The sequence below is a fragment of the Halorussus amylolyticus genome (assembly GCF_004143485.2).
Classification (GTDB): domain Archaea; phylum Halobacteriota; class Halobacteria; order Halobacteriales; family Haladaptataceae; genus Halorussus; species Halorussus amylolyticus.
The window spans coordinates 391,026-407,654 of the sequence record NZ_ML974131.1 but is presented as its reverse complement, the minus strand read 5'-3'; the positions used below and the strand labels follow the sequence as shown (position 1 = coordinate 407,654).

Here is a 16,629-nt window from a genome sequence, read left to right as displayed (position 1 = left end):
TTGGAGAGCGGAGTCGTTCGATTAGTCGCTCGCGGTGGGTGCGACGCTCGTCTCGGCGGTTCTGGCGCGCCAGAACGCTTGGACGTACGCGCCGACGAACATTCCGGCAATGGCCCACAGAATCGGGACGTTCCCGACGCCGAGGCTGGCGTAGGCCGCGCCCGGACAGATGCCCGAGACGCCCCACCCGACGCCGAATATCCCGCCGCCGACGAGGACGTTCCGGTCGAGCGACTTGAGTCGGCGGGTGTAGGGCTTGCCGGTCAGCGGCGCGCGGTCGAGGACTCGCGTCCCGAGCGCGAAGGTGAACGCGCTGACCACCGCGGCCCCGCCCATCACGAAGACGAGCCCGAGGTCGTCAAACTGGAGGAAGTCGAGGACGACCTCCGGGCGCGCCATGTGGCTGTAGCCGAGACCGAATCCGAATATCAGCCCGCCGAGAAGTATCACCGGCATGAACAGCGGGTGTCGCCCGTCGGCGTCTCCGCGGTCGCTCGCGGCGCTCACGGCGACACCCCCGCGGCCTGGACCAGCTGAGCGGTCCCGATGGCGACCGCCATGAACGTCGCGACGTTGACGAGCGAGGTCTGAGAGACCGACCCGACGCCGCAGACGCCGTGACCTGAGGTACACCCCTTGCCGAGTCGGGTGCCGATACCGACGAGGACGCCCCCGCCGAACAGCCGCCACCACTGGACATCGGTCGTCCACGCGCCGCCCTGAAAGGCGAGCGCGTAGACGCCAGCCCCGAGGACGATGCCGACCGTGAACACGATTCGCCAGTCGCGCGAACCGAGGTACTTCGGCCGATTGAACCGAGGGAGGTTCGAGGCGTACGACCACGTCGATTCGAGAAACGTGCTCGCGCCCGCGATGATGCCCGTTCCGAGGTAGATGACCGCGACGCCGAGACCGATGAGGAGTCCGCCGACTGCGTATCGCTCGACGCCGTTCGGGAACAGTTCGGCCGCGGTCACGAGGGGTATCAGTTCCATGCTCGTTGGAGGTGTTTCGGGAGACGACTCGGTTTCGGTTCAGTCACTGGTCAGCGCGTCCTGACTCGCCGCGCAGTTGTTCGGACCGAGTTCGAGTTCGAACGCCTCCTCGTCGTCGGTGTCGCGCTGGCCGAGGTTGGTCGCGATGATGTCCTCGTAGTTGGCTGGGCGAGGCGGCATGTCCGAGAGGACGAGGTCCACGAACTCGGCTTCGTCCATCGTGAGCGCGTCCATCTCACCGGTGAGGTCACCGATAGTCGCGGTGTAGGTGCCGTCTTCGGCGGGCGTGGCCGCGTCGCTGAAGTGCGCACCGCCGACAAGAGTGTCGTCGTCGAGCGCGAGGACGCGCTCCTGAAGCGACTCATAGAGCTGTCGGGCCGCGTCGGGCGCGCCGTCGTCGCCCTCTTCGAGGTCCGGGCGGGCGACGGACTCGATAAAGAGACCGTCGCCGGTCAGGAGAACCGCATCGTCAACGAGGTAGGAGGTCATCCCCGAGGTGTGGCCGGGGGTGTACACCGCCTCGATTGTCGCCTCGCCGACTTCGAACACGTCGCCGTCGTCCGCGACAGTTACTTCGTCCGCGTAGGTGACGCCGCGTTCGACCGAGGTCGCCGGAACGACTCCCTCCACGCCCGCGTCGGCGAGCGTTCGCACGCCCGAGACGTGGTCGGCGTGAATGTGGGTGTCGATGGCGTACTTCAGGTCCGCACCGAGCGCCTTGGCGTCCTGTCGGTACGTGTTTGCGAACGTCCGAAGCGGGTCCACGACCGCGGCCTCGTCGCCCGACACCACGAGGTAGCCCAGACAACCGCTCGACGGGCGCTGGTACTGGGCGACGAGCGCGTCGCCGCCGTGGTCGAGTTCGGTGTACTCGTAGATGGACGCCCACCCGTTCATGCCCTCGGCGAGACTGACCGCGTCGCGACCCGCCTCGACCAGCATGCCCGCGATGTACTCGCTCGACCCCCCTTTGGCACACACCACGACGAGGGGGTCGCCCTCGGGGATTCGGTCGAGGTCGTCGCTGACGCCGTCGAGCAGTTCGAAGTACGGGACGTTGACGATTTCGACCGAGTCGCCGTCCACGTGCCACTCCTCGAACTCCCCCGACGCCCGAACGTCGAGGATGGTGACAGGCTCTCCGTCGTCGATTCGGTCTTTCAGCGACTCGGGTCCGATGGATTCCACGTCCACATCGGTCGTGGGAAACGCGTCTTCGTTCATTGTTGTCGGTCGCGTCTACCGGACGGTCGGCCATAAAACTTTGCATAGTAATTCAAAAATTGTGCAATACTACTCCGGGCGAGTGGCATACGGAGATATGAATAACCTCGATTTTTGGCCTATATCGGCCATTCTATCGGTGTTTGCGTAGCGCGCTCGTGACACACACCGGGCAATCGAGTACGAGTTCCACAAACCGACGGTTTTTGTGGTCGCAAAAGGTATTGTGCTACAAGCCCAATATCTCGCGCAGATAGAATACAACATGAGCACGGAATACGAAGTCACCGAGACGCGCGACGTGAGATGACCCTCGAACTGATGGACTACGGAGACGATTTCTACGACGGCGTGCGGACCGGCGTGGGCGCGGCCACCGCGCTCGAACACATGGCCGACGCCGACATTCAGCTTCTCGTCTGAGTTTTCGCTCGTCCCCGATTCGGTGCGGCGCGACGGTAGTTTTGTGCCGATTTGACTACAGCAATCAATTCCAGTACGGGACCGGTCGAGTCCGAGACCCGTAAGATAGGCCGAGCTGACGCCACCCCGACAGTTTCGCCGACCGAGGTATATAAACACCGAGAACAATCAACCCCCACGCTCACCCGCACACAATCCCTTTTTGACGTATGGACTCCGACAGGACCCAATCCTCTGAGGGACTCGACTCGATTCACACCGCGAGACACGACTGGGAGGCGAGCGATTCGGTGGTGGTGACGGTCGCCCGAGCGCTCGCGGACTGTGACGCGGTGGACCCCGCCGAACTGCCGCCGCTGTACGAGTCCATCGACACCGATGCGCTCGACGCGCTGTTTCGCAGGTCCGGACACACCGACAGCGACCGAGACGCCTTCGTTCGGTTTTCCATTCCCGACTCGACGTATCTCGTGACCGTCCGCGCCGACGGATACGTGTGCATCGCCGAGCGTCTCGACTCGGTCACTTCGTAGCGACCCGCAGTCCTCCGACCGCCCCAAATTAATAATAAACATGTTCCGAATCACAGCTCTTATTATCTAGTGCTCTAATCTTATCAATATATGGTGCAACACACGCGACGACGAGTACTCGGGACGGTCGCAAGCGCGCTCGCCGCCGGTTCGCTCGCGGGGTGCGTCGGAGAGTCAGTCTCCAGCGTCGCTGGCGGCGGCGACTCCGAAGACGGGGACGCGACCGCGCAGGCGTCGTTCTTCGTGTTCGGCGACTTCGCGTCCGCGGTCGCGGGCGACGCCGCGACCGCCGAGACGCTCGTTCCGGTCGGCCAGCACGGTCACGGGTGGGAACCGGGACCGAAGATTCAGGGCGACGTGCTCGAATCCGACCTGTTCGTCCACGTGTTCGAGGGATTCCAGCCGTGGGCCGACGACATCGTGACGAACCTCCGCGAGGACGACGCCGAAACCGCAGTCGTCACGGCCGGAGCAGGCGTGGACCTGCTCGACGACGGACACGACCACGGAGGCGAAGACGACCACGACGAAGAAGGCAATCACGACGACGAACACCACGACGAAGACGAAACCGAAAGCCACGACGACGAACATCACGACGAAAACGAAACCGAAAGCCACGACGACGAACACCACGACGAAGACGAAGACGAAGACGACCACGAACACGACGAGGACGGCGAGGACCACGATGACCACGCCGGAAAAGACCCTCATTTCTGGCTCGACCCGATGCGGGCCGCGCAGGCTGTCGAGAACATCCGGAAGGGGTTCGCCGACATCGACCCCGACAACGCCGACGCCTACGCCGACAACGCCGCGGCGTACGAATCGCGACTCGACGACCTCCACGAGGAGTTCGAATCGGCGCTCGATGGCGCGTCGAAGGACGTGGTCCTCGTCGCGGGCCACGACGCCTTCGGCTACCTCGCCGACCGGTACGGCTTCGAAGTCGAGGCGCTGACTGGCGTCTCGCCCGACGACCAGCCCACGCCCCGAGACATCGAAGACGCCCAGCACATCATCGAAGAGCACGGCATCGAGTACGTGGTCGCCGACCCGTTGGAGTCCCAGTCGGCCGCGAACCAGCTCGTCGAGGAGACCGACGCGACCGAGGTGCTTCCGATGACTTCGATTCCCGGCCGAATCGACGAGTGGACCGACGAAGGGTGGGGCTACGTCGAGGTCATGCAGGAAATCAATCTCCCGACGCTGAAGACCGCGCTCGGGGCGGAGTGAGAGCCGTGTCCGCCACTGACGACCACGACGACCGAAACGCATCGGACCCCGTCGTTAGCGTCGAGAACGTCACGTTCGGCTACGGCGGCCAGCCGGTCCTCCAAGACGTGTCGCTCGAAGTCGAGTCCGGCGCGTTCCTCGGCGTGGTCGGCCCGAACGGGTCGGGCAAGTCCACGCTGCTCGAACTCGTCCTCGGTCTCCGCCGCCCCGACTCGGGCGAGGTCCGCCTGTTCGGCGAGTCCTCGGCGTCGTTCGACGACGGCGAGCGAGTGGGCTACGTCGCCCAGAACGTCGCGGGCGCGGTGCGGAGCATGCCCGTGACTGTCAAGGAAGCGGTTCGAATGGGTCGGTATCCCCACCGCCTCGTCGGTCGATTCACCGAGTCAGACCGGCGCGCGGTCGCCGACGCGCTCGACCGCGTGGACATCGCCGACCTCGCGGACCGACGGGTGGGTCGGCTCTCGGGCGGTCAGCGCCAGCGGGTGTTCATCGCACGGGCGCTCGCGGCCGAGGCCGACCTGCTCGCGCTCGACGAACCCACCGTCGGGGTGGACGCCGAGTCCCGCGAGGCGTTCTACGACCTGCTCGCCGACCTCAATTCGGACGGCCTGACCGTGATTCTCGTGGAACACGATATCGGCGTCGTGACCGCACGCGCGTCGGAAATCGCGTGTCTGAATCGCGAGCTCTACTACCACGGCGACCCCGAAACGTTCGCCGACGCGGGCGCGCTCGCGGAGGCGTACGGAACGAATCAACGCATCCTTCACCACGACCACTGACATGCTCGAACTCAGCACTCTCACGAACGTCGCGCTCCTCACCGGCTTCTTCGAGTGGTTTCTGACCGACGCCTACGGCACGGTGATGGACCTGCTCGCCGAGGTGTCCGGCGTTCGCGTGTTCGGCTACCCGTACATGCAGCGGGCGTACCTCGCGGTCGTCTGCATCGGAATCGTCGGTCCGCTGGTCGGCACGTTCCTCGTCCACCGCGAACTGTCGATGATAGGCGACACGCTCGCGCACACCGCGTTCGCCGGGGTCGCGGTCGGCCTGTTCGTCAACTCCGCGTTCTCGCTGTCGGTGAATCCGCTCGCGACCGCGCTCGTGGTCGCGGTGGTGACGGCCCTCCTCGTGGAACTGCTGGTCGAGTACACCGAGGCGCACTCGGACACCTCGCTCGCCATCGTGCTGACCGGCGGATTCGCGGTCGGGAGCGTGCTCATCACCGCGACCGACGGCGGCATCTCGGTCGGCATCGACGCCTACCTGTTCGGGAGTCTCGCCACGGTGTCGAAATCGAGCGTGGGTCTCCTGCTGGCGATTACCCTCCTCGTCACCGCGCTCGTCGCGGCGACGTACCGCCCCCTGCTCTACGTCACGTTCGACGAGACGGCGGCCCGCGCGGCGAGCATCGACGTGGCGCGCTACAATCGGCTGATGGTCGTGTTGACCGCGGTCGTGGTCGTGAGCGCGATGCAAATCATGGGCGTCATCCTCGTCGCCGCGATGCTCGTCGTTCCGGTCGCTGCGGCCGCCCGGACCGCCCGGACGTTCAAGCAGTCGCTCCTGCTCGCAGTTCTGGCCGCGGAGTTCGCGGGCATCGTCGGCGTGACGATTTCGTACCACTACGGGGTGGCCGCTGGCGGGTCCATCGTGCTGGCCGCAATCGGTGTGTACGCGATGACGCTGGCGGGCGGCGTCGTTTCGGACGTTCGAAAGCGAGTGGTTCCGAACGGTCGCCGCGGCGACCGTTCGGAACGCGTCGTGGAGGCCGACGGCGGGGACGAGCGAGAAACGTAGATTCGAGGCCGTTCGGTAGCTGTCGGGCTTCGGAATCTGCGATTCCGAAGCCGCGTTTCCGGAGATTCTATATCGCGATAATCAATTTACGAGTCCCGAGGCGAAACCGTCAAACGCCCGGAACCGAAACTCTCTGGCGATGGACTGCGACAAATGCGGCCGCGAGGCGGTCATGCACGCCGCCTACTCGGGGTTGCACCTCTGTGAGGACCACTTCGTCTCCTCGGTCGAAAAGCGAGTCCGCAGGCGGGTCCGGGAGGACAACCTCGTGCCGGACGACGCCACGCCCGAGAACCCCGAGACGTGGGTCGTCGGCCTCTCGGGAGGCAAGGACAGCGTCGTCCTCACCGACATTCTCTATCGGACCTTCGAGAAGGACCCCCGCATCGAACTGGTCGCGCTGACCGTCCACGAGGGCATCGAGGGCTACCGCGACGAGAGCGTGGCGGCGTGCGAAGAGCTCTCCGAGAATCTCGGCATCCGCCACGAACTCGTCTCCTACGAGGAGGAGTTCGGCGTCCGGATGGACGACGTGGTCGAGTCCGACCCCGAGAACATGGCGGCCTGCGCGTACTGCGGGGTGTTCCGCCGGGACGTGTTGAGCCGATACGCCGAGAAACTCGGCGCGGACAAACTCCTGACCGGGCACAATCTCGACGACGAAGCCCAGACCGCGATGATGAACTTCTTAGAGGGCGACATCGCGCAAATCGCCAAGCATTTCGACGCGAGCCTCGGCGGGTTCGACGAGCGCGAAGGGGGCGCGCCGTCCGCGAGCGCGGACGGCGCGCCCACGCGTGAGGAGGGCGACCACTTCATCCCGCGGGCCAAACCCCTCCGCGACGTGCCCGAAAAGGAGGTCGCGCTGTACGCCCACCTCGAAGACCTCCCGGCGCACATCACCGAGTGCCCCCACTCCAGCGAAGCCTACCGTGGCGAGATTCAGTCGCTTCTCTACAAATTGGAGGAGAACCATCCCGGAACACGCCACTCGATTATGGCCGGATACGAGGAACTGGCCGCGCTGGCCGCAAAAGAGTTCGGCGCGCGCGAAGAGGGGAGAGTCGAACTGAGCGAGTGCGAACGGTGCGGGTCTTCGACCACGCGAGACCTCTGTCGGAAGTGTTCGCTGCTCGATTCGATTCACGCAGCGTAGCGCGGTCGCTCGGAGCGAAACGAATCAAAAACACCCCGACGCGGTGTCGGACGAAGGCTCCGAATCCCTCAGCGGATGACGTCGAGACCGTTGTTCGTCTCGACTTCGTCCTGCCCGCCGTCGCTCTGTGCGCCCCACGAACTGCCGCTGGACCCGCCGCTTGCGGACCCGCCAGTGCCGCCGAGGCTACTCCCGCCCTCGATGCGCTGGCTGGAGTCGAACGAACTGTCGTCGATTTCGGACATCTGCGAGCGGGACTCGTTGGCCTGCTGTTGGGTGCTCGGACCGAGCACCTGTGCGCTCTGGACGCCGGTCATGATGGCCATGACCCGCACCTTGCCCTTGTAGTTGTTCTGGATGCGCGCGCCCCAGATGACGTTCGCGCTGGCTTCGAGTCGCTCGGTGATGTTCGAGGCGATGGACTCGGCCTCTTTGAGCGTGAGGTCCGGGCCGCCCGTGATGTGGACGAGTCCGCCCGACGCGCCGCGGTAGTCCACGTCGAGAAGCGGGTGGTTCATCGCGTCCCGGACGACCTCCTCGGTCTTGTTCTTATCTTGGGTCTCGCCGACCAACATCACCGCGACGCCGCCCTGATTCATGATAGAAGTCATGTCGGCGTAGTCGAGGTTGATGAGGCTCGGCTGGGTGATGGTCTCGCTGATGCCCTTCACCGTCTCGGCGATAATCTGGTCCATCACCGAGAACGCCTTGCCAATCGGGAGGTTCGGCACGTAGTCGAGCAGACGGTTGTTGTCGAGGACGATGATGGAGTCGGCTTCGTTGCGAAGCTTCTCCAGTCCTTCCTCGGCCTTGACCGTCCGCGCGCGCTCGACGTTGAACGGCGTCGAGACCATCCCGACGACGATAGCACCCTGTTCTTTGGCGATTTTCGAGACCACGGGGGCCGCACCCGTGCCCGTGCCGCCGCCCATGCCTGCTGTGACGAACACGAGGTCTGCCTCGCCGAGTACCTCCTTGATGGTACCCTGGGCCATCTCGGTCGCGCGCTCACCCATCGAGGGGTCGCCGCCCGCACCGAGACCGTTGGTCAGGCTCTTGCCGACCAGAATCTTCGTGTCGGCCTCAATCATCTTGAGGTGCTGTTTGTCGGTGTTGATGGCGACGGTGTCGGCACCTTCGACGCCAATGTTGTACAACCGATTGACGGTGTTGTTGCCCGCGCCACCACAGCCGACGATGACGATTCGGGGGTCGCCGAACTCGTCGCCGTCGGTGGACGCGTCCATCTCTCGGCTCTCTTCTTCAGCGTTCGTTAGGGCCTCCTGCACGATATCCTGCATGATTACACCTTCGCCCACGACCGTTTCCCAGTCGTCTGGTCGGTCGTTTCCTCTTGTTCGTTCAACATGTCTCGAACGGCGGCCCGAATCGCCTCGCTACGATTCGGGAACTCCCCCGTCTCGACCATCTGTTCGACCTCCTCGATCTGCTGCTTTGGTATTCGGAGTGTCACACGCTCCATAGTTCATATTCCCCTTTGTGGTAAGACGGCGCACGGACGCCGCGCACCTGTCTTACACGTATAACCGGGTAAACACCGCGTTTACCCGGTTTCAACCGGTGTGTAAGACGGCCGTCTTACGTAGACAAACCCACATAGTCAGAAGTTAAATAGTTAACGGCCGTTAGCACCGAAGTGTCTTACGACCGGTCGAGAACGTCCGCGGCGGGCGTCCGTCGGCCGCATCCCGGACAGAACGACCAGTCCGAGCGCACTTCGTCGCCGCACTCGCAGAACACCCGCCGTGCGGCCTTCTCCCCGCAGTTCGGGCAGTACACGTGGTCGTCGGACAGCGACTCGCCGCACTGGCCGCAGTCGTGTGAGGACTCGGCGGGTCGCGAGCGACCCGCCGAGCGGCCCGCGTCCGACACGCCCCGAGAGTCAGCCTCCGCGTCGTGTGCCCGGACGGGCGCGTCGGTTTCGAGCGTGACGTTTACGTTCACGTCCTGCGCGCCGCCCGCACGAGCGGCCGGACGCGCGGCCTCCCGCTCGGCGAGCCGGTCGGAGACGAGTTCGTCCACGCGCTCGGCCAGAATCGCGTCGAGGCTGTCGTCGGTCGCGCTCGACGCACCGGTCGGCCCCTCGTCGCGGTCCGAACTCGGGTCGGTCTCGCCGTCGAGGTACGCCCGGAGCGCCTCGCGCATGACCTCGCTCTTGGAGTCGTCGAGCGCCTCAATGCGCTCGATGAGGTCGTCGTCCGCGCGGAAGGTAATCTTGCTCATTCGACTGTTCGTGTCGAAGTACGAACCCCTCGGTACTTCAATCTTCCCGAGATGTCTGACGCGGGTGACACCCGCACGAACGTTCGCGCCGGATTGCATCGCGCTCCAGTCGGGCAGTTCGCGCGCGAGCGGAAATCGAATAATAACCCTTAAGTCCGACAGCGGCCCTACTTCGAAATGCATCCGCCCTTAGCTCAGACTGGTAGAGCAGTCGACTGTAGATCGACTTGCCCCCCGTTCAAATCGGGGAGGGCGGACTGATTCTCTCGGCGCAACGCGAAGGAGCGAAGCGACCGAGCTGCGCCGAGGTATCAGCATACTCCGAGCCGATTTGAGCCTGTGAGTCGCATGCCCGCGCAGCCGTAGGCGAGCAGGAACGTCTCACATCGTTCAAATCGGGGAGGGCGGACTTCTTTCCCAGTCGTTCCGTAGTCGAGAACGGTACTCGTTTTACAATTCGTCTTCCACGGAGTCGTCGGACTTCGCCGACCCCCCACCCGACTGCGTCCGCAGATACCGGTACCCGCCGACCGCCACGCCCACACCGACACCCATACCCGCAACCCCGGTCACCCACGGCGGCGACCCCGAGTCGAAGTCGAGCGACCCGGACCCTGTCTCCGGAATCTCCGCGGTGTAACGGTGGACCTCCCCGGCGTCTATCGACCGCGAGGCCGTGGCGTCGAGGCGGGCCGCCTCGTGGTCGGAGACGAGGGCTTCGAGGGTGTACTCGGTCGCCAAGTCGCCGACGACGCGGACGCGATACGTGCCGGGCGAGAAGCCGTAGCGGTAGCGCATTCGGCTGTATGCGCCCGCTCCGCGGTCCATGTAGGTCGCCTCGTCGCGGCGGAGCGGCCGGTCGTCCGGTCCGACGACCGTCATCGACACGTCGGGCGAGTCCACGAGGAAGAGCGCGAGACAGAACATTGCATCTCGGAGGCGGTCGCCGCTCCGCTCGACCAGCGTGGAGGGGACCGGCGCGGACTGGGCCGCCACCACGCGGTCGCGGCGATTGAACACGAACTCGTCGTACGTGTCGTTGTACCGTCGGACGGTCGGCCGGTCGCCGCTCGTGTCGATTTCGACAGTTCGGGGCGACTCCGCTCGGGCGTACCGGCTCGCGGCGTAGTTCGGGTCGTAGACGAGCAACCGAGTCACGTCCGAGTCCCGACGGTAGTCGTAGACCAGCACCTGATGGGCCAGGCGCGACCCCGCGTTGAACAGCGTGATTCCCGCGGTTCCGAACTCGTCGAGTACCGACGTGACGCGGTCGATTTGAGTCTCGTAGCGTATCCACTCGGGGTGGACCATGCTCCGGCGGCCGATCCACGAGTGGATGTTCAGAAACTGCGTGAGCTGATAGAGGTCGATTTCCTTGCTCACCGGCGCGGCGTCCGACTCGCCGACCGGTTCCTCGGGGTGGGTAAGTTCGCTCGCGACCGCCCGGTCGAACGGGAGGGTCGCGGGGTTCTCGTAGTACTGCTGTGCCGCGAACACCATGCCGTAGCAGTGGCCGTTGGTCGCCGACTGCTGATTGACCGAGACGTAAATCTGCTTTCCGATGGCGTCGAGGAGCGCGTTCGGGAGGCCGAGCACCTCCACGCTCATCGCGGTCCGAGCCGGTTCGCTCCATCGCTGGCCGACGACCCGCCGGACCTGCTCCTCGGCGACCTCCTCGTGGTCGTGTTCGGGATAAGTCGGCTCTCGGGTGGACCAGTTTCGAAATCCGAATCCGTGAATCGCGGGGTCGAAGCCGTCGCGGCGTCGGGCGCGCATCGGGGGCGCTCGGACGTTCTCGGGCGCTCGTTCACGCACGCCCGGGGATCCGCGAGCGCCGCCCACCAGCGAGACGGCGGCCGTCGCTTGGAGAAATCGCCGTCGCGTCGATGTGGGCCGCATTCGAGTGAGTCCACGTGCAGTGGTCACTTATCTCTAGGGAGTCCGAGAAGACGCGGCTCAAACGCTCCAGATAGCCGCGATGCCGAGCGTCGTGACGACCGCCAACAGGAGTTGGAGGGGCGCGCCGACCTTGATGTAGTCGGTGAATTTGTAGCCGCCGGGGCTGTACACCATCAGATTCGTCTGGTAGCCCATCGGCGTCATGAACGCGGTCGAGGCCGCGAACGTGACCGCGAGGACGAACGCAAAGGCGCTCGCGCCGATTTCGCCCGCGGTATCGACCGCGATGGGGAGCAGGAGGACCACGCTCGCGACCGGCGTGATGACGTTCGCCAGCAGGCCGGTCAGGAGGTAGAACAGCGCGAGAGTCGCCAGAACCGGAAGCACACCCGCGGCGGCGGTCACGTAGCCCGCGACGAACGCCGCGGCCCCGGTCTCCTGCATCGCGAGTCCGAGCGGGATGACGCCCGCGAGCAGGAAGATGACCTCCCAGTTGACGGCGTCGTAGGCGTCAGCGGGTCGAATCACGTCGGTCACGACCATCGCCACGACGCCCCCGAGCGCCGCGATGGAGATGGGGAGGAGGCCCGCCGCCGCGACCGCGACCACGCCCGCGACGATGCCGACCGCGAGACCGGCTTCCCGGCGGTCGATTGGGTCGGGTTCGGCGCGCGCGCCGTCGCCCACGGTCTCGGTCACGACGAGGTCGCCCGTCTCTTCGAGGTGGTCGAGACCGACCTGCGTGGCGTGGAGCAGGAGGCCGTCGCCCTCGGTCAGCACCACGTCGGCGACGTGTTCTACGAACAGTTCGTCGCCGCGCCGGACCGCGAGAACGGTCGCGTCGTATCGCTCGCCGAGTTTCGTCTCGCCGACCGCCCGCCCGTCGAGGTCCGACCCGGCGGCGACGACCACCTCCGCGAGCGTCCCCCGACCCTCACCGAGCGCGAGTTCGGCTTCCGTCACTTCCGCGCGCGGGAGTCGTCTGAGGTCGGCGCGCTCGACGAACGCCCGGACCGACTCGTCCTCGCCCCGGACGGTCAGCACGTCGCCGCCCTCGATTTGTCGGTCGGTCCGAGTGGCGACGAACGCCTCGTCGCCGCGAATTATCTGGAGGACTTTGAGGCCGTTCGTCCGGGCGTCCGAAATCGGCTGGCCGACCAGCGGCGACCCCGGTGGGACGTACACTCTGGCGAGTCGCCCCCGGAGGCCGAACTCCTCGGTCAGGTCGTGAGGCGGAATCCGAGACGGGAGGAGCCACTGTCCGACCGTGAGGAGGTACGCCGACCCGACCGCCAGCACCAGGATTCCGAGCGGCGTGAACTGGAACATCGAGAACGGCGTTCCGGGCACGCCGAGGTCCGCGGCGACCGAACTCGCCAGCACGTTCGTCGCGGTGCCGACGAGGGTGAGGGTCCCGCCGAGCATCGCGGCGTACGACAGCGGAATCAGGAGCTTCGACGGAGAGGTGTGGCTTCGGTCGGCGAGGTCAGTCACCATCGGGATGAACAGCGCCACGACCGGCGTGTTGTTGATGAACCCCGCGAGCGGCCCCGTCAGGCCGACCGTCGCGGCGAGGAGTCGGTCGCGGTCGCCGTCCGTGAATCGGGCGACGAGGTGTTCGAGTCGGCCGACGATTCCGGTTCGCTCGACCCCGGCGCTCAGGATGTACATCCCGACGATGGTGATGGTCGCGGGGTTCGAGAAGCCCGAGATGGCCTGCTCGGCCGAGACGTGCGTGAACTCGCCGAACACGACGAGCGAGACCACGACCGCGATTGCGGTGGTGTCGGTCGGAATCGCTTCGGTGACGAACAGCGCGACGGCGACGGCTACGAGTCCGAACACGACCGCGATGTCGAGCGTCAACGCCGCGCCTTCGGCTGGCATCGTCCGAATATCGAAGAAGGGTCACGTCAGCCTTGCGGTGGCCGTGCGGACTGCGGTAGTTCGGCGAACTCCGACGATTTACGCCAGTCCGAACGTCTCGGGGTCGCGTTTGCCCAACACGTCCAGAACCGCGTCGTAGAGGTCCCACGCTTGGGGGCGACTCCGACCGCGACTCTCCCGGTCGCCGACCCACCGATACCGAACGACGCCGTCGTGGTCCACGAAGAAGCACGCCCGGCGCGCTCGCGGCGCGACCCCGAACGCCCGGTAGGTCACGCCGTAGGCCTTCGCTATCGAGAGGTCCCGGTCCGAACAGAACGGGTAGGTCACGTCGAGGTAGTCGATGAACTCCCGGTTGGTGGTGGGTCGAGCGCGGTTGACGCCGACGACGCGAACGCGGTCGTCGGCGCTGAACCAATCGTACTCGCCGAGCGCCGCGCGCTCGGCGAACGTCTCCAGCTCGAAGTCGGTCGGCTGAAACACCAGTAGGACCACGCTCTCCTCGCACAGCGACGACAGCGACACCTCCGAGACCGTTCCGTCGGGGGCCGCCAACCGCGCGGTGAACGCCGGGGCTTTCGAACCGACGTCGGGAGCGGCCGAATCGTCCATCGTTCGAGCTATCTTCGGGCGGTCGCTTAAAGCTACGTCAGACGCCGACTCCGACTGATTTATGCGATTCGACTCGGTAGGCCGTCTCCATGGTGTCGCCACTCCTCGCCGATTCGCTGGTCGTCGTGGCGCTGGTCGGGTTCTACGGCGGTCTCGCGCGCGACCTCTCGGCGACCGCCGACTTCCTCGACCCGCGTCTCGGCGTCGGTCTCTCGCTCGGCGCGTACGTCGCGGGCGGGGTCGCCGCGCTGTTGGCGCTGGCGACCGTCGCGGTGGAGGTTTCGCGGGCCGGACCGAGCGCGGTCGGTGCGGCCGCGACGGTGCTCGGACTCGCGGCCGCGTTCGCGGTCGCGTTCGGCCTATTCTTTCGGGTCGGTATCGCGGTGTACGCGGTATTGGTCCGGGTCGGACTGAATCTGACCTGAGGCCTCGGACACTTGCGCGAACAGTGTCGGTTGCTGTCACGTCAACGTTTAACCGAGCTGATTGCGTGGTGTCTCGTATGCAAACGCGCGTACCCGAGTCCGAGTTCGCGGACCGTCTCGAAGCCGTCCGAAAGCGAATCGCCGACACCGGAGCCGACGCTGGCGTCTGGTTCGGCGCGACCAGCATCGAGTACCTGACCGGGTTCGGCCACATCCAGACCGAGCGCCCGGTGGTCCTCGCGGTCGCCGCCGACCGCGTGGAGATTACCGTCCCGCGATTGGAAGTCGAGCGCGTCGAGACCAACCCCCGAATCGACGCGGTCCACCACTACTTCGACTACCCCGGCGGCGCGCCGATCGAGGTAGCGGCCGAGATGCTGTCGGGTCTCGGCGCGGACTCGGTCGCCACGGACGCCGACGGCGCGCCGGGCGTGATGGGCTACGAGGGACCGAAGCTCTCGGAGTTCGTCGAGGTCGAGACCCAGAGTTGGGTGGACCGGATGCGGTGGGCGAAGTCCGACGCCGAAATCGACCTGATTCGCGAATCGGCAAGATGGGGCAACCTCGCCCACCGCTACCTCGCGGATTACACCGAGGTCGGCGCACACCCCGCGACCGTTAGCCAGCGCGCGTCGATGGAGGCTTCGCGCGCCATGCTCGATACGCTCGGCGATGAGTACGTCCCGCGTACGCGCGCAGACGGTCCCGCGATGGCAGGCTACATCACGGGCGAGCAGACCGCCCTTCCGCACGGCCACACCGCGAACCGTCGCCTGCAGGAGGGCGACGTGCTGGTCACGGGTGCGAGCGCAAACGTGGACGGCTACCACTCCGAACTCGAACGCACGATGTTTCTGGGCGACCCCACCGACGAGCAGGCCCACTACTTCGAGCTCATGCTGGAGGCCCAGACCATCGCTATCGACGCGCTCGGGCCGGGCGTCTCCATCTCCGACGTGGACGAGCAGGTCAGCGACTACTTCGAGGAACAGGGCGTGTCAGACCTCGCACAGCACCACGTCGGCCACAACATCGGACTCGGCGGCCACGAACCGCCGTACATCGACCGCGGGTGGACCGTCCACTGCGAGGAGCAGGAGGGCCGGGACCCCGCGGACGCCGAGATGGAAGTCGGCCACGTCTACACCATCGAACCCGGCATCTACACCGACGAGTACGGCTATCGCCACTCGGACACCATCGCAATCACCGAAGACGGCGTCGAGTGGCTGACCTACTTCCCGCGAGATTTGGAGTCGAATATCATCGACGTGGAGTAATCTGTCGTCGTTTCAAAATCTCGATTTTTGTTCCCGGCGCGCGCGAGCAACGCGCGCGAGGGATGAGGACCGCAACGAAGTGAGGACCGCAAGAGGCTGGGGAGGTATGAGGTGCGGTCTTGATTGGCTCAAGGGGTAGCTAATCATCTCAGCTGGCGTCCTGTACGACGATGCTGTCCCACTGCACTTTAGCGCAACTGTCGCATTGCATCTCGCGACGTTCCCTCGGAAGCCCGGCCGAATCGCTCATCAATCTATAACCGCGATACAGAAACCGCTCGCGAAATCAACCAACCGAGATAGAGAACAAAAAGAAGGTCACGGTAGAGTCCGAACGTCTCGACCATGACCGACTCGACACGTCGGCGATTCCTCGCCACGACTGTCGTCGCCGCCGCGACCGGCCTCGCCGGGTGCGCCGCGAGCCTCTCGGGCAACGACTCCGAACCGACCGACGACTACTCGCTCCCGGCGGCCGAGTCCAGCCTCGAAATCGGGATGGGCGGCCGGAACGTCTTCGACCCCGAAATCGCCCACCTCGAAGTCGGCGGCACGGTGACGTGGACCAACGATTCGGGCAACCACTCCGCGACCGCCTACCACCCCGACAACGACCGCGACCGCCGGATTCCCGACGACGCCGACTCGTGGGACAGCGGCGTCATCAGAGAAGTTGGCGGCACGTTCGAGCGCACGTTCGACGTGCCTGGCGTCTACGACTACTACTGCACGCCCCACGAACCGCTCGCGATGGTCGGGACGCTCGTAGTCGGCGACCCCGCTCCCGCCGACCAACCCGGCTTGGAACCGCCCGGTGACGACTTTTCGAGCGCGACGACCGACACGCTCGAAACGCTGAACGCGAAGGTCCGATCAGGGTTAGAATAGCAAATTTGTTGTTGAACGCGA

17 protein-coding genes, 1 tRNA gene and 1 pseudogene are annotated in these 16,629 nt (G+C 65.5%); 10 read left to right on the top strand and 9 right to left on the bottom strand.

From position 1 onward, the window contains the following. Positions 1-21 precede the first annotated feature (21 nt). The 3 genes from EKH81_RS05940 to EKH81_RS05930 are packed head-to-tail and all read right to left on the bottom strand — an operon-like array spanning position 22 to position 2,219. Positions 22-456, bottom strand: coding sequence for a DUF6691 family protein (locus tag EKH81_RS05940; RefSeq protein ID WP_132057743.1), 435 nt, complete (start codon positions 454-456; stop codon positions 22-24). 47 nt (positions 457-503) lie between these two features. After that, positions 504-995 (bottom strand): YeeE/YedE family protein, encoded by a 492-nt coding sequence (locus EKH81_RS05935; RefSeq protein WP_132057123.1) that lies wholly within the window; start codon positions 993-995, stop codon positions 504-506. A 39-nt stretch (positions 996-1,034) separates the two neighbouring features. Further along, positions 1,035-2,219, bottom strand: a complete 1,185-nt coding sequence (locus tag EKH81_RS05930; RefSeq protein ID WP_132057121.1) for an MBL fold metallo-hydrolase — start codon at positions 2,217-2,219, stop codon at positions 1,035-1,037. Positions 2,220-2,522: 303 nt separating this feature from the next. Here EKH81_RS05930 and EKH81_RS19260 point away from each other — a divergent pair. The 6 genes and pseudogenes from EKH81_RS19260 to ncsA all read left to right on the top strand — a co-directional run. After that, positions 2,523-2,642, top strand: a pseudogene (locus EKH81_RS19260) (DsrE/DsrF/DrsH-like family protein); the annotation flags it as partial. A gap of 209 nt (positions 2,643-2,851) precedes the next feature. Further along, the gene (locus EKH81_RS05925; RefSeq protein ID WP_132057119.1) at positions 2,852-3,175 is read left to right on the top strand and encodes a HalOD1 output domain-containing protein; all 324 of its coding nucleotides are present in this window, start codon (positions 2,852-2,854) and stop codon (positions 3,173-3,175) included. Between the two features lie 90 nt (positions 3,176-3,265). Then, entirely contained in the window at positions 3,266-4,414 is a 1,149-nt protein-coding gene (locus EKH81_RS05920) for a metal ABC transporter substrate-binding protein (protein WP_132057117.1), read from the top strand. Between the two features lie 5 nt (positions 4,415-4,419). Then, entirely contained in the window at positions 4,420-5,196 is a 777-nt protein-coding gene (locus EKH81_RS05915) for a metal ABC transporter ATP-binding protein (protein WP_132057115.1), read from the top strand. A gap of 1 nt (position 5,197) precedes the next feature. Further along, complete coding sequence (locus EKH81_RS05910) at positions 5,198-6,217, top strand: metal ABC transporter permease (protein WP_132057113.1); 1,020 nt, start codon at positions 5,198-5,200, stop codon at positions 6,215-6,217. Positions 6,218-6,356: 139 nt separating this feature from the next. Beyond that, positions 6,357-7,373 carry a tRNA 2-thiolation protein NcsA gene (gene ncsA, locus EKH81_RS05905; protein ID WP_132057111.1) on the top strand — a complete coding sequence of 339 codons (1,017 nt, stop codon included), beginning with the start codon at positions 6,357-6,359 and terminating at the stop codon, positions 7,371-7,373. Between the two features lie 68 nt (positions 7,374-7,441). Here the strand turns inward: ncsA and ftsZ are convergent, their stop codons facing one another. The 3 genes from ftsZ to EKH81_RS05890 all read right to left on the bottom strand — a co-directional run bounded on the left by ftsZ (position 7,442) and on the right by EKH81_RS05890 (position 9,617). After that, the gene (gene ftsZ, locus EKH81_RS05900) at positions 7,442-8,674 is read right to left on the bottom strand and encodes a cell division protein FtsZ (protein WP_132057109.1); all 1,233 of its coding nucleotides are present in this window, start codon (positions 8,672-8,674) and stop codon (positions 7,442-7,444) included. A 2-nt stretch (positions 8,675-8,676) separates the two neighbouring features. After that, positions 8,677-8,856 (bottom strand): ribbon-helix-helix domain-containing protein, encoded by a 180-nt coding sequence (locus EKH81_RS05895; protein ID WP_132057107.1) that lies wholly within the window; start codon positions 8,854-8,856, stop codon positions 8,677-8,679. A gap of 179 nt (positions 8,857-9,035) precedes the next feature. Next, complete coding sequence (locus EKH81_RS05890; protein ID WP_132057105.1) at positions 9,036-9,617, bottom strand: double zinc ribbon domain-containing protein; 582 nt, start codon at positions 9,615-9,617, stop codon at positions 9,036-9,038. Positions 9,618-9,800: 183 nt separating this feature from the next. Between EKH81_RS05890 and EKH81_RS05885 the strand changes: the two genes are divergently transcribed. After that, positions 9,801-9,874, top strand: a tRNA-Tyr gene (locus EKH81_RS05885). Positions 9,875-10,067: 193 nt separating this feature from the next. On the opposite strand, the gene EKH81_RS05880 is transcribed toward EKH81_RS05885, so the two are convergent. From EKH81_RS05880 to EKH81_RS05870, 3 genes are all read right to left on the bottom strand, one after another. Further along, a complete protein-coding gene (locus EKH81_RS05880) occupies positions 10,068-11,516 on the bottom strand; it encodes a hypothetical protein (RefSeq protein WP_132057104.1) in 1,449 nt (482 codons plus the stop codon). 57 nt (positions 11,517-11,573) lie between these two features. After that, a complete protein-coding gene (locus tag EKH81_RS05875; RefSeq protein WP_132057102.1) occupies positions 11,574-13,403 on the bottom strand; it encodes an SLC13 family permease in 1,830 nt (609 codons plus the stop codon). 78 nt (positions 13,404-13,481) lie between these two features. After that, positions 13,482-14,015 carry a redoxin domain-containing protein gene (locus tag EKH81_RS05870; protein ID WP_162224505.1) on the bottom strand — a complete coding sequence of 178 codons (534 nt, stop codon included), beginning with the start codon at positions 14,013-14,015 and terminating at the stop codon, positions 13,482-13,484. 89 nt (positions 14,016-14,104) lie between these two features. Here EKH81_RS05870 and EKH81_RS05865 point away from each other — a divergent pair, with 89 nt between their 5' ends. The 3 genes from EKH81_RS05865 to EKH81_RS05855 all read left to right on the top strand — a co-directional run bounded on the left by EKH81_RS05865 (position 14,105) and on the right by EKH81_RS05855 (position 16,608). After that, a complete protein-coding gene (locus tag EKH81_RS05865) occupies positions 14,105-14,440 on the top strand; it encodes a hypothetical protein (RefSeq protein ID WP_162224504.1) in 336 nt (111 codons plus the stop codon). A gap of 77 nt (positions 14,441-14,517) precedes the next feature. Further along, complete coding sequence (locus tag EKH81_RS05860; RefSeq protein ID WP_132057100.1) at positions 14,518-15,720, top strand: M24 family metallopeptidase; 1,203 nt, start codon at positions 14,518-14,520, stop codon at positions 15,718-15,720. A 345-nt stretch (positions 15,721-16,065) separates the two neighbouring features. Continuing rightward, positions 16,066-16,608 (top strand): plastocyanin/azurin family copper-binding protein, encoded by a 543-nt coding sequence (locus EKH81_RS05855; protein ID WP_132057098.1) that lies wholly within the window; start codon positions 16,066-16,068, stop codon positions 16,606-16,608. The last annotated feature ends 21 nt before the right edge of the window (positions 16,609-16,629 follow it).